This window comes from Sphingopyxis sp. J-6, assembly GCF_046603995.1.
In the GTDB taxonomy this organism is placed as follows: Bacteria; Pseudomonadota; Alphaproteobacteria; order Sphingomonadales; family Sphingomonadaceae; genus Sphingopyxis.
This window is the reverse complement of the sequence record NZ_CP145810.1, coordinates 3,123,244-3,135,927: the sequence shown is the minus strand read 5'-3', so window position 1 is coordinate 3,135,927 and position 12,684 is coordinate 3,123,244. Positions and strand designations below refer to the sequence as shown.

The following is a 12,684-nucleotide window of genomic DNA, read 5'->3' as shown; positions in this document are numbered from 1 at the left end:
TATGAGCGGGGACGGAGGTCATGGACGAGATCGCTGCTCCGATTTCTCCGCCGACGAAGCGCGTCTATCGCCACCGGCTGCCGACGCGCATCTGGCACTGGCTCAATGCGGTGACGCTGCTCATCCTGCTGATGAGCGGGCTGATGATCTTCAACGCGCACCCGCGGCTCTATTGGGGCCAATATGGCGCGAACGCCGACAATGCCTGGTTCGCGATCGGATCGACCCCGCAAACCGGCTTCGTGCGGATCGGCGAAACGCGGATCGAAACGACCGGCGTGCTGGGCCGCTGGATCGACGCCAGGGGTGTCGAACAGACCTGGGCCTTCCCCGGCTGGGCGACGATCCCGACCAGCTACAGCCTCGCCGACGGGCGCCGCTGGCACCTGTTCTTCGCGTGGGTGCTGTCGATCGCGCTGACGCTCTACATGCTGTGGGCGTTGCTTGGCGGCCATCTGGCGAAGGATCTGCACATCCGGCGCGGCGAATGGTCGCCGCGGCATATCTGGCAGGATATCAAGGATCATGCCCGGCTGCGCTTTCCGCGGGGCGAAGCGGCGGCGCGCTATAATATCCTCCAGAAATTCAGCTATATCGGGGTCATATTCGTGCTGCTGCCGCTGATGATCCTGACCGGGCTCACCATGTCGCCCGGGTTCAATGCCACCGCGCCGTGGCTGCTCGACCTGTTCGGCGGGCGGCAGTCGGCGCGTTCGGTGCACTTTATCGCGGCGTGGGCGCTCGTCCTCTTCTTCCTCGTCCATATCGTCATGGTGTTGCTCGCGGGGCCGGTGAACGAGGTTCGCTCGATGGTCACCGGCTGGTTTCGCCTGCCGCCCGAACGGGACGCGGCGCCATGAGCGGCATCGTCCTGCCGCGGCGTCGACTGATCGCGCGTGCCGGCGGGCTGGTCGCGGCGGCAGGCACCTTGCCGCTGCTGTCGGGTTGCGACGCGATCAACGGGGCGCCCGCGGTGCGCAAGATATTGTCGATGGGTGAGGCGATGCACCAGCACAGCCAGCGCGCACTGACCGATCGCGATGCGCTGGCGCGCGAGTTTACCCGCGCCGACCTGTCGCCGGTCTTCCGGTCGAACGGCACGAAACTCCCGGCCGGGGGGGGGTATGCCGCGCATGCCGCCACCGGCTTTGCGGACTGGCGAATACAGGTCACCGGTCTTGTCGCGCGTCCGCTGTCGCTGTCGATGGCCGACATTCGCGCGATGCCGCAGCGCACCCAGATCACCCGCCACGATTGCGTCGAGGGCTGGAGCGCGATCGGCCAGTGGACGGGGCCACAACTCGGCCGCATCCTTGCCGCCGCCGGGCTCCGCGACAACGCGCGCTACATCGTCTTTCGCTGCGCCGACCGGATCGGCGACGCGCTCTATTATGAAAGCTGCGACCTTGTCGACGCGCTGCACCCGCAGACGATCATGGCCTGGGCGCTCAACGATGCGGTGCTGCCGATCGCCAATGGCGCGCCGCTGCGCCTGCGGATCGAACGGCAGCTTGGATACAAGCATGCCAAATATGTGAATGCGATCGAGGCGGTCGCCAGTCTTGATGCGATCGGTGCGGGCAAGGGCGGCTATTGGGAAGACCGCATCGACTATGAATGGTACGCCGGGATTTGATCGCAACCTTTCGGTAGATTGCGGGTTCGGTTCGTAAAATGTCGATCCTGCGTCCGTTTCTCTCCCGTATCATTCGTCAGGGACGGCTGACCGTCGTCTCCCCTGATGGCGGGCGCGAGGATTATGGGCAGCCTGCATCGGGTTTTCCCGAAGTGATCATCCGTTTCGCCAGCAACAAGGGCATGCGCCGGATCATCCTCGATCCGCGGCTCGGTGCCGCCGAAGCCTTCATGGACGGCGACCTGCAGATCATCGACGGCGACATCATGCAGCTTGTCGCGCTGATCCGCATGAACACGCCGTGGGATCGCGGCGCGAAGCTCAAGGAGAAGACATGGCTCGGCCGGCGCACCGACTGGCTCAAGACACGGCTCGGCTCGATCAACCGCCAGCGCCAGTCGCGCGCCAACGTCAAACATCATTACGACATCGGCAACGATCTCTACCGCCTCTTCCTCGACGCGGACATGCAATATAGCTGCGCTTATTGGCCGCGCCCCGATATGACGCTCGAGGAAGCGCAGGAAGCCAAGAAGGCACATATCGCCGCAAAGCTGGCGCTCGCACCGGGGCAGCGGATCCTCGATATCGGCTGCGGCTGGGGCGGGATGGCGATCACGCTGGCGAAGCTCGAAAAGGTCGAGGTGCTCGGGATTACCCTTTCGGAGGAGCAGCTCGCGCTCGCCCGTCAGCGGGCAGAAGCGGCGGGGGTCGCCGACCGGGTGACCTTCGAACTGATCGACTATCGCGACCTCGCCGCGCGCGAGCCGGGGCGGTTCGACCGGATCGTCTCGGTCGGCATGTTCGAGCATGTCGGCGCCGCCAATTTCGACACCTTTTTTCGCGCCGCCGCCAATCTGATGACCGCCGACGGCGTCATGATGCTCCACACGATCGGCCGCTTCGGCAAGCCCGGCGCGACCGATGCCTTCACCCGCAAATATATCTTCCCCGGCGGCTATATCCCGGCGCTCAGCGAAACGCTGGCGGCGAGCGAGAAGAGCCGGCTGATCGCCACCGACATCGAGACGCTGCGCCTCCATTATGCGCTGACCCTCCGCCAATGGTATACGCGGACGCTGGCGCACGAGGACGAGATCGCCCAAATGATGGGCGACCGCTTCTTCCGCATGTGGACCTTCTATCTCGCCGGCGCGACCGCGGCGTTCGAGAGCGGCGGGATGGGCAATTACCAGATCCAGTTCGCGCGCAGCCGCCATGCCTTGCCGCTGACGCGCGATTATCTGGGCGAGGCGGAAGCGCGCTACGCCGGGTAGCGCTCGTTCATCACGTCCCAGCTCAGCACGACGAGCTTTTCGAGCACCTCCAGATCGACGTCGGCAAGCTTGTTCACATAGAGGCACGACTTGCCGTTTTTATATTTGCCGAGCTCTGCCAGCAGCGCGTCGGCCTCGGGCTGACGGTCGCAATAATGCCCTATCAGATAGAGCGTCATCGCCGCCTTGCGCGGGCTGAACCCGGCGCGGCACATCGTACCCGAATGGCCGCTGTCATAGACATAGTCATAGCTGCCATAGCCGATGATCGATGGACCCCACATCTTCGGCTCGAGGCCGGTGACGCGGCGATGCATCGCGTCGATCACCGCCGCTTCCTCGCGCCGCCGCGCGTCGGGGACGGCGGCGATGAAGTCGGCGACGCTGATTTCGGTGGCCCTGGTCTTTATTTCGGTCTTGCCCATCGGCGGTCTCCCTGCCGGCAGGGTAACCGAAAGGCGGTCAGAGCACGACCGTCTTGTTACCGTTCTGGAAGATGCGGTGCTCGGCGTGCCAGCGGACGGCGCGGCTGAGCACCGACGCTTCGATCTCGCGGCCGATCGCCACCATCTCGTCGGCGACGACGGCGTGGCTGACGCGGCGGACATCCTGTTCGATGATCGGGCCCTCGTCGAGGTCGGCGGTCACGAAATGCGCCGTCGCACCGATGATCTTCACCCCGCGGGTGTGCGCCTGATGATAGGGCTTGGCGCCCTTGAAGCTCGGCAGGAAGCTGTGATGGATGTTGATGCAGCGCCCGTCGAGCCGCGCCGAAAATTCGTCCGACAGGATTTGCATATAGCGTGCGAGCACGGTCAGTTGGGCGCTGCTTTCCTCGATGATCGACAGGAAACGCGCCTCCTGCGCGTCCTTGCCGTCGCTCATCGGCAGGTGGTGATAGGGCAGGCCGTGCCACTCGACCGTCTTGCGCATCGCATCATGGTTGGAAACGACGCCGACGATCTCGATCGGGAGCTGGCCGATTTCCTGTTTGTGGATCAGGTCGACGAGGCAGTGGCCGAATTTGGAAACCGCGATCAGCACGCGCTGCTTGTGGGCTAGATCCTTGAGATCCCAGTCGAGCAGATAGTCTTCCGCGCCCGCGATCTTCGCAGACAGCGTTTCGTGATCGACCGGGCTCACCAGCTCCATGCGGCAGAAGAAATGGCCGGTTTCGGGGTCGCCATAGACTTCGGCGGCGCGGATATCGCAGCCTTGCGCAGCGACGAGCGGGGTCACCGCTGCCATGATTCCCGGGCGATCGGGCGAGCGGAAGCGCAGGACGAAGTTATGGGTCACGGGGTCAGGCTCCTGATCGGATGAATATGAACCCTAAGCGCGGGCGAAGAGGCGCGCGGCATAGGCGGTCATCGTCTGATCGACGATGATCCGGAAACGGGGGGTGCCCTCTGCATCGGCGAGGCGGGCGATGAACAGGCCGGTGTCGCCGAACAGCGATCGCGCGACCGCACCGACCGGAAAGGCGTCGGGCCACAGGTCGAGCGGGCAGTGCGCTGCGAGCGCCGCGCGGACGTTGGTACCCGCGACGGTGAAGGCGGCGCGGGCGTAGCTGTAATCGATCGCGAGCACGTCGTCGGCGCCCGCCGCCATGGCGCCCGCAACCCACGCCGCGACCGCGGCTTCGGCGCCGGTGACCAGCCATTCGCCGGGCGCCAGCCAGGCGAAGCTCAATCTCCCATGGTCGACGGCGGTGCGGACACGCGGCGCGGCGATGCCGACGAGCTCTTGAAAGCGGGCATCGGCCGTGCGGCCCCACAGGCGGAGCTTGGCGATGCCGAGTTCCGGTTCGCGGCGGAAGGACAGGTCGGGCCGGTCGATGTCGGCCGTATCGGGTGCCGCCCGGCGCAGCATGACGATGGTATCGGGCTCAGCCATGGGTGCGCTCTCCTGCGGGGTCGTAAAAGCGCGGGTCGGCGATCCGCGCCGCACGCCATTGGCCAAGGTCCCAGACGCGGACCGCTTCGCCCATCCGGTCGCGGCCGCGCTCGACCAGCGCCATCGCGATGGGGCGTTCGAGGGTGGGCGAGTGGATGCTCGACGTCACCCAGCCTTGCGTTCCGCGCGCTTCGGTCGCATCGGCGGGCAGGACGTGCGCGCCGGTCTCCAGCGCGCCGCCGCCGTCGGTCACTTCCAGCCCGACGAGCTGGCGCCGGTCGTCGCGCAGGCCATCGGGGCGCATCGTCGAACGGCGGCCGACGAAATCATCCTTCTTCTTCGCGATCGCCGCCCCGAAGCCGAGATCCTGCGGATAAGTGGTGCCGTCGGTATCCGACCCGACGTGCAGGAAGCCCTTTTCGATCCGCATCGCCATCAGCGATTCGACGCCGAAGGGGGTGATGCGATGCGGGCGTCCGGCGCGCATCAGCGCGTCCCACAGAGCCGCGCCATACCCCCATGGCACGGCGATCTCATAGGACAGCTCGCCGCTGAAACTGACGCGCTGGACGCGGGCGGGGACACCGCCGACGGTACCGGCGCGATATTGCATATGCGGAAAAGCTTCGGGCGACAGGTCGATGTCGGTGCCCACCGCGGCGAAGATGGCGCGTGCCTGCGGGCCCGCGACATTCATCACCGCCCATGCGGTCGTCACATTCTCGACCAGGACGCGGAGATCAGGCCATTCGCACTGCAGCCATTCGTTCAGCGTTTCGGTGATCGCGGCGGCATGGCCGCTCGTGGTGCCGACCAGATAATGATCCTCGCCGATGCGTGCGAACACGCCGTCGTCATAGACGATGCCATGCTCGCTCAGCATCAGGCCATAGCGGCACTGCCCGACCTTGAGCGTCCGGACGCCGCCGACGTAGATGCGCTGCAGGAATTCGGCGGCGTCGGGACCCTTGACCTCGATCTTGCCGAGCGTCGACGCATCGAACAGCCCGGCCGACTGGCGCACCGCCTTCACTTCGCGCGCGATCGTCTGATGCTCGTTCTCGCCGGCCTGCGGGAAACAGGCGGGACGCAGCCAGGAACCGTAATTTTCCATCTTCGCGCCGAGAGCAAGCTGCGCGGCGTGCGAGGGGGTATGTGCGGCGGGCGCGAGATTCTCGCCTGTCGCACGGCCTGCGAAAGCGCCGATGGTTACCGGGTCGAACGGCGGACGGAACTTGGTGGTGCCGATCGCCGGCGCGGGCTTGTCGAGCAGGCCCGACAGGACATGGATGCCCGCGACGTTCGACGTCTTGCCCTGGTCCGACGCCATGCCGAGCGTCGTGTAGCGCTTCAGATGCTCGACCGAGCGGAAATTCTCGCGGCTCGCGAGCTGGACGTCGGCGACGGTGACATCGTTCTGGAAATCGAGCCACGCTGTCTGCGCTTTGATATCGCCGTCGGCGAAGCGGCGCGTCGGGCCGACGGCGGCCTGCACCGGCATTTCGACCGGCTCGCCGCGCACCGCCGCGCGCGCGGCGGCGATGGCGGTACCGGTCTCGAGAATGCCGGCGGCGGCGCCGACGCTGACCGCGTCCTGTACTGTCCCGCGGGGCAGGAAGGCCTGCAGCGCGTCGTCATAGGCCAGCGATCCGCCGGCCTGCGAATGGAGGTGGACCGCGGGGTTCCAGCCGTCGGAGGTCAGGATGGTGTCGCAGGCGATGCGGCGGCGGGCGCTGCCATCGAGCGCCGCGACCTCGATCCCGCGCACCGCGCGGCGGCCCTTGGCGGCGACGGGCACCAACCCAGTGAGGATTTCGATCCCCCGGCGGCGCGCCTCTTCGGCGGCCGCACCCGGCGCCGGCCGCGAGTCGACGATTGCGGCAATCGTGCCGCCGGCGTCTAGGAGCGCGAAGGCCGCGTCGTAAGCGCCGTCATTGTTCGTGCACAGCACCGCGCGGCGCCCGACCAGCGCGCCGTAACGCCGGGCATAGGTCTGCGCCGCCGAGGCGAGCATTACCCCGGGAAGATCGTTGCCCGAAAAGGCGACCGGCCGCTCGAAGGCGCCGGTGGCGAGGATGACCCTCTTGCACCGCACCTTCCACAGCCGCTGGCGCGGGCCCGAGCGCTGCGCGGGGGGCAGGTGGTCGCTGACGCGTTCGTAGAGCGCGACGAGGCCATGGTCGTAATAGCCGAACGCCATCGTGCGATCGAGCATCAGCATGTTCGGGGCCGCGCGCAGGCGGGCGAGCGCCGCGTCACGCCACGCCAGCGGGGCGAGACCGTCGATCGGTTCAGCGGCGGAGAGAAGCCCGCCGCCGAATTCGAAATCGGCCTCGACGAGCATGACGCGTTCGTTGCCGGGCAGGGCTGCTGCCGCTTCGGCCGCCGCGAGTCCCGCCGCGCCCGAACCGACGATCAGCGTATCGACATGCGCGAAGCGATGTTCGTAGCGGTCGGGGTCGCGCTCGGCCGGTGCGGTGCCGAGCCCCGCTGCCTTGCGGATCGACGGTTCAAACAGGTGCCAGCTCGGCCAGAAGAAGGTCTTGTAATAGAAGGCGGCCGGAATGAAGCGCTTGAACAGCGAGTTGATCGCGAGCAGGTCGAACTCGACGCTGGGCTTGGCGTTGACCGGCGCCGCCGACAGGCCTTCGTAAAGCTCGATCTGCGTCGCCTTGACGTTGGGCACGGTGACTGCGCCCTCTTCGAGCTGGACGATGCCGTTCGGTTCCTCGAGCCCTGCCGCGATCAATCCGCGTGGACGGTGGTATTTGAAGCTGCGGCCGATGATCGAGACGCCGTTGGCGATGAGCGCCGACGCCAGCGTATCGCCGGCATAGCCCTGATAGGATTTACCCGCCCAGCGGAAGGAAACCGGCTGGCCGCGATCGACCGCGCCGCCACCTTGGGATCGCCAGCCGCTCATGCCACGGCCTCCTTCGCAGGCGACGCTTCGGGCAAGGTCTCACCCATCGGATAGACCGCCGAAATCTGGTGCGTCATCGTGTCGCGCGCGACATTGAACCACTGGCCGCAGCCGGCCGAATGCAGCCAGCGCTCGCGATGCTCACCCTTCGGATTGGTGCGATAGAATAGGTAGTCGGCCCATTCGGCGTCGCTGACCGCGTCGTGCGGGCCGGGCCGGGTGATATGCCCTTCGCCGCCGCAGCGGAATTCGATTTCGGCACGGGGGCCGCAGTGGGGGCAGGTGATGAGAAGCATGGTCGATCCCCCTTAGTGCGCGATGCCCGAGGCCGAGGCCTCGTCGATGAGCGCGCCGGTCCTGAAACGGTCGAGGCTGAACGCGCTCGCGAGCGGGTGCGAGGTGCCGGTCGCCATGACGTGTGCGAGGCACCAGCCGCCCGCCGGGATCGCCTTGAAACCGCCGGTTCCCCAGCCGCAATTGACGTAGAAGCCGCCGAGGTCGGTGGCACCGATGATCGGTGTCGAGTCATGGACGACGTCGACGATGCCCGCCCACTGGCGCAGGAAGCGCATCCTCGAGAAGGCCGGGAACAGCTCGATCACGCCCGCCGCGGCGCGCTCCATCCACGGCAAATTGCCGCGCTGGGCGTAGGAGAGATAAAGATCGAGTCCCGCGCCGATAACCAGTTCGCCCTTGTCCGACTGGCTGAGATAGGTGCCCGTAGCCGGCGACAGCAGCACCGTGTCGAGGCACGGCTTGACCGGTTCGGAGACGAAAGCCTGCAGCGCATAGGAACTGATCGGCAGGCGGACGCCGGCTTTTTCGGCGACGACGGTAGAATGGCCGGCGACCGCCATGCCGACACACTCGCTGCGGATCGTTCCGCGGCTGGTTTCGACCCCGCGGACGTGGCCGTCCTCGATCAGGAAACCCTGCACCTCGCAATTCTGGATGATGTCGACGCCAAGCGCCGACGCGGCGCGCGCATAGCCCCAGGCGACGGCATCGTGGCGCGCCGATCCCCCGCGCGGCTGGTTGAGGCCGCCCATGATCGGGAAGCGGGGGGAGTCGTTGAGCCCCGGAATCTCGGCGCGCACGCCCGCTTCGTCATGAAGCTCGGCATCGATGCCGTTGAGCCGCATAGCATTCGCCGAGCGGCGCAGCATCTCCATGCCGTGCCGATCATGGCCGAGCATCCACATGCCGCGCTGCGAGAACATGATGTTGTAATTGAGCTCGCGCGACAGGTCTTCGTAGAGCTTCAGCGCGAATTCGAAGAAAGCCGCGGTCTCGGGGAAGAAATAGTTCGAGCGGATGATCGTCGTGTTGCGGCCCGTGTTGCCGCCGCCGATCCAGCCGCGCTCGATCAGCGCGACATTGGTGATGCCGTGGTTCTTCGCGAGATAATAAGCGGTCGCCAGACCGTGCCCCCCGCCGCCGATCACGATCGCGTCATAGCGCGGCTTGGGATCGGCGTCTTGCCAGGCGGGCTGCCAGCCGCGCTGGCCGTTCAGGCCTTCGCGGAGCAGGGACAGGGCGGAATAATGTCTGGTCAATCTCGGTTCCTCCGATTCTTTTTATACAGAGGTGTATTTTACTTTTCAACTGGAATTGCGAGCAGAATCGCACTTATGAATCCATATTTTCCAATAGTCTCCCACTGCGAGCCAAGCCACGCTCCGCCGATGCAATGGTGTTTTCCAGCAGCATGGTCACCGTCATCGGTCCGACGCCGCCGGGTACCGGCGTGATGCACGACGCTTTGGCCGAAACACCTTCGAAATCGACGTCGCCGGTGATGCGCCCGTCGGGCAGCCGGTTGATCCCGACATCGATGACGACGGCGCCGGTCTTGACCATCTGCGGGATGATCAGCCCGGGCACCCCCGCCGCGACGACGAGGATGTCGGCGAGGATGGTGAACTGCGCGAGGTCGCGCGTCTTGGCGTGGCAGATCGCGACGGTCGCATCGCGCGCCATCAGCATCAGCGCCATCGGCTTGCCGACGATATTGCTGGCACCGACGACGACGACATTTTGCCCTTCGATCGCGATATTCTCGCTCTCGAGCAGCTTGACGACGCCATAGGGGGTGCAGGGCGAGAAGATCGTGTTGCCCGTCACGAGCCCGCCGACGTTGTAGAGATGGAAGCCGTCGACATCCTTTTCGACCGAAATCGCCTCCAGCACCTGATCGAGCACAATGTGCGGCGGCAGCGGCAATTGCACCAGGATGCCGTCGATCGCGGCATCTTCGTTGAGCGCCGTAATCGTCGCGAGCAATTCGTCGTTGCCGACGGTCGAAGGGAAGCGGAGGCAGGTCGAGTGGATGCCGGCCGTTTCGCAGGCGCGAATCTTGTTCCGCACATAGACCGCCGATGCGGCGTCGTCGCCGACGAGGATGACCGCGAGCCCGGGTGCTGTGCCGCGCCGCGCCGCGATAGCGTCTGCCCGCTCCAGCAGGTCGCCGCGCAAGGCCCGCGCCAGCTTTTGTCCGTCGATGATTTTTGCCAATGTTCCGGTCCTTCGATGGAGAGAGGGGCTTGCCCACCGTGCGATCTTGCCGGACGGCATTGCAGCGGCCCCGCCGGAAGGCGGAACCGCTGCATCCCCCGCGACAAGGCCGCCGGATGGTGCGTCAGAAATTCATGCGGGCATTGATCCCGATCGTCCGCGGCCGCTGTTCGAGGTTTTCGAGGAAGACGCCGAAGGGACCGACGATGTTCGGCGCGTCCTCGTTGAACAGGTTGTTGGCGAACAGCGCGACCTCGACCGGCCCGATTGCCGCACCGACCCGCGCATTGACGAGGTCGCGGCCGGGGCGGGGGATGATCTGGCCGCCGAAGTTGCGCAGGGTGATCTGGCCCGCCGCCGCGTGCTGATAGTCGACGCGGAAGATGCCGGTGACGTCTCCGCCGAGCGCCGGGCGGAAATCGAGCGATGCCGACCAGGATTCGGGAACCGCGGCATCGACCGGATCGCCCGGCAGCTTGTCGGCCGTCGCATTCTTGTACTCGAGGTTGTTCCAGCCATAGGTGGCGCTGAGCGTCAGCGAGCGCATCGGACGGAACATCGCCGACAGGTCGACGCCCCAGCCGGCGACGTCGCCCGAATTGGTGGTGATGGTGATCGCGCTGCCCGGCGCAAAGGCATAGGATTGCACGTCGGACCATTCGGTGCGGTAGACGCTGGCGTCGAGGAGCAGTTTGCCGTCGAAGAGCTGATGCTTCGTCCCGACCTCATAGGTCCAGACCTCGTCGGGCTTGAAGGTCGGCGGAACCTCGAAAATGCCACCGCCCGCCGACGTCAGGTTGAAACCGCCGCCGCGGAAACCCTTGGTGACGCTCGCATAGATCATCGAATCGGGCGAGAATTCATAGCTGAGGTTGAGGCGCGGGTTGACCGTTTCGAACGTGCCCGCGTTGATGTCGAGAACATCGATGCCGAAGTTGGTATTGTCCGAAACCTGGCTTTTCCGTTCGCGGAAATAACGGACGCCCGCAGTCACCTTCAGCTCGGGCGTGATCTCGCCGGTCACTTCGCCGTACAGCGCGAGATAGCGGATCTTGGTTTTTTGATCGAGATAGAGGATCGATGGCCGGCCATCGCCGAAGAGGGCGTCGGCCGGAACGTCGTTGGGTTCGGTTTCGGCGCTCGAAATCACGCGGTTCTTGAGTTCGCGATAGTTGACGCCGAGCGACCAGCCGACGGGGCCTTCGCCCTGCGACGAAAGCCGCAGTTCGGAGTTGAAGACCTGCTGGTCATAAGTGGCGGCAAGGACGACCTGGTCGATGAAGCCAGGCGCCAGGCCGAGCCCGCCCAATTCGCGCGGCGCGGTGAGCACCGGCACATAGAAGGGCGACAGGTCGCTCGCGCTGCGGTTCGTGCGGTCGATATAGCTCAATGAACCCGCAAGGATGGGGCCGCCGAGGTCATAGTCGAACTTGCCCTGCACCAGCGCATAGCGTTCCTTGTTGAACGCCGGGGTCGCGACGATCGTCTGGCGGTTGACGCCGAAATCCTGATTGGCCTGATCGCTCTTCTGATACAGCCCCATCAGCGACAGGCTGAGCCGGTCGGTCGGTTCGACCAGCAGGCTGCCGCGCACGGTATAGAGATCCTGCGAGTTGACGTTCTTGTCGCCGGTCGTGACATTGTCGATCCAGCCGGCAAGGCGCTCATAGCCGCCGACGAGGCGCACGGCGCCCTTTTCGCCGAGCGGCACATTGATGACGCCGACGCCCTTGTAACCGTCGCCGCCATAGCGCGTGCTGCTATATTCGCCTTCGGCAGAGCCGCTCACCTGGCCGAGCTTCGGCGCGGCGGGAATATAGCGGATCGTGCCGCCCATCGACCCTTCGCCATAAAGCGTCGCCTGCGGTCCGCGCAGCACTTCGACCCGTTCCATGTCGAGCAGGCGGACCGAGATCGAATCCCCCTGGATGTCGAGCGCGAGCGGCGTTTCGTCGAGATAGATGCCGACGGTCGATGCGCCCTGAAGGTTCGCCATGCCGCGGAGCTGCGCCACCTGCTTACCGGGACCATATTCGTACAGCGACAGGCCGGGCACCGAATATTGGAGGTCGCCGAGCGTGGCAGCGCCGCGCGAGGCGAGTTCGTCGGCGCCGATTGCGGTGATCGACACCGGGACATCCTGAAGGCGCTGCTCGTACCGCTGCGCAGTCACGATGATGTCACCCGGGGCCTGATCGGCCTCGGCCTCGGCGTTCGACTGGGCGTATGCGGCCGCCGGACATAATGCCGTCCCGACCAAAAGAGCCACCATCCACTGTTTCATTCCACCCTCCCGAACTGGTCCAATCTTATCTCTCTCGACTCAATGACTATACAGTAGTGTACTGTAGGTCAACGCAAAATTGGGTCGCCGATAACCCATGAAAACTGCGGCATTTTTGATCGTAATCGGTGCGTTTCGACCGCTTCGAATCGCT

The 12,684-nt window shown here is 65.6% G+C and carries 11 protein-coding genes; 3 read left to right on the top strand and 8 right to left on the bottom strand.

Annotation, left to right across the window (positions count from 1 at the left end; translation table 11 throughout):
- Window positions 1-20 precede the first annotated feature (20 nt).
- Genes V6U71_RS15135 through V6U71_RS15125 form a run of 3 tightly spaced genes read left to right on the top strand, consistent with a single transcriptional unit; the run spans window position 21 to window position 2,913 of the window.
- Complete coding sequence (locus V6U71_RS15135; protein ID WP_411339233.1) at window positions 21-860, top strand: cytochrome b/b6 domain-containing protein; 840 nt, start codon at window positions 21-23, stop codon at window positions 858-860.
- A complete protein-coding gene (locus V6U71_RS15130) occupies window positions 857-1,636 on the top strand; it encodes a molybdopterin-dependent oxidoreductase (protein WP_411339232.1) in 780 nt (259 codons plus the stop codon). Before V6U71_RS15135 ends, V6U71_RS15130 begins: the two co-directional genes overlap by 4 nt.
- 38 nt (window positions 1,637-1,674) lie before the next feature.
- Window positions 1,675-2,913, top strand: a complete 1,239-nt coding sequence (locus tag V6U71_RS15125; protein WP_411339231.1) for a class I SAM-dependent methyltransferase — start codon at window positions 1,675-1,677, stop codon at window positions 2,911-2,913.
- Here the strand turns inward: V6U71_RS15125 and V6U71_RS15120 are convergent.
- The 8 genes from V6U71_RS15120 to V6U71_RS15085 form a co-directional block, all read right to left on the bottom strand.
- Window positions 2,901-3,338 carry a DUF1801 domain-containing protein gene (locus V6U71_RS15120; protein WP_411339230.1) on the bottom strand — a complete coding sequence of 146 codons (438 nt, stop codon included), beginning with the start codon at window positions 3,336-3,338 and terminating at the stop codon, window positions 2,901-2,903. The genes V6U71_RS15125 and V6U71_RS15120 overlap by 13 nt on opposite strands.
- 37 nt (window positions 3,339-3,375) lie before the next feature.
- Window positions 3,376-4,161 (bottom strand): formyltetrahydrofolate deformylase, encoded by a 786-nt coding sequence (gene purU / locus V6U71_RS15115; protein WP_411342359.1) that lies wholly within the window; start codon window positions 4,159-4,161, stop codon window positions 3,376-3,378.
- An 84-nt stretch (window positions 4,162-4,245) separates the two neighbouring features.
- Window positions 4,246-4,809, bottom strand: a complete 564-nt coding sequence (locus tag V6U71_RS15110) for a sarcosine oxidase subunit gamma family protein (RefSeq protein ID WP_411339229.1) — start codon at window positions 4,807-4,809, stop codon at window positions 4,246-4,248.
- Window positions 4,802-7,732 (bottom strand): sarcosine oxidase subunit alpha family protein, encoded by a 2,931-nt coding sequence (locus tag V6U71_RS15105; RefSeq protein ID WP_411339228.1) that lies wholly within the window; start codon window positions 7,730-7,732, stop codon window positions 4,802-4,804. The genes V6U71_RS15110 and V6U71_RS15105 overlap by 8 nt, the downstream gene beginning before the upstream one ends.
- Window positions 7,729-8,028 carry a sarcosine oxidase subunit delta gene (locus tag V6U71_RS15100; RefSeq protein ID WP_054586972.1) on the bottom strand — a complete coding sequence of 100 codons (300 nt, stop codon included), beginning with the start codon at window positions 8,026-8,028 and terminating at the stop codon, window positions 7,729-7,731. The genes V6U71_RS15105 and V6U71_RS15100 overlap by 4 nt, the downstream gene beginning before the upstream one ends.
- A 12-nt stretch (window positions 8,029-8,040) precedes the next feature.
- Window positions 8,041-9,288, bottom strand: coding sequence for a sarcosine oxidase subunit beta family protein (locus tag V6U71_RS15095; RefSeq protein WP_411339227.1), 1,248 nt, complete (start codon window positions 9,286-9,288; stop codon window positions 8,041-8,043).
- A 73-nt stretch (window positions 9,289-9,361) separates the two neighbouring features.
- Window positions 9,362-10,246 (bottom strand): bifunctional methylenetetrahydrofolate dehydrogenase/methenyltetrahydrofolate cyclohydrolase FolD, encoded by an 885-nt coding sequence (folD, locus tag V6U71_RS15090; RefSeq protein WP_411339226.1) that lies wholly within the window; start codon window positions 10,244-10,246, stop codon window positions 9,362-9,364.
- A 124-nt stretch (window positions 10,247-10,370) separates the two neighbouring features.
- The gene (locus V6U71_RS15085; protein WP_411339225.1) at window positions 10,371-12,518 is read right to left on the bottom strand and encodes a TonB-dependent receptor; all 2,148 of its coding nucleotides are present in this window, start codon (window positions 12,516-12,518) and stop codon (window positions 10,371-10,373) included.
- Window positions 12,519-12,684 lie beyond the last annotated feature (166 nt).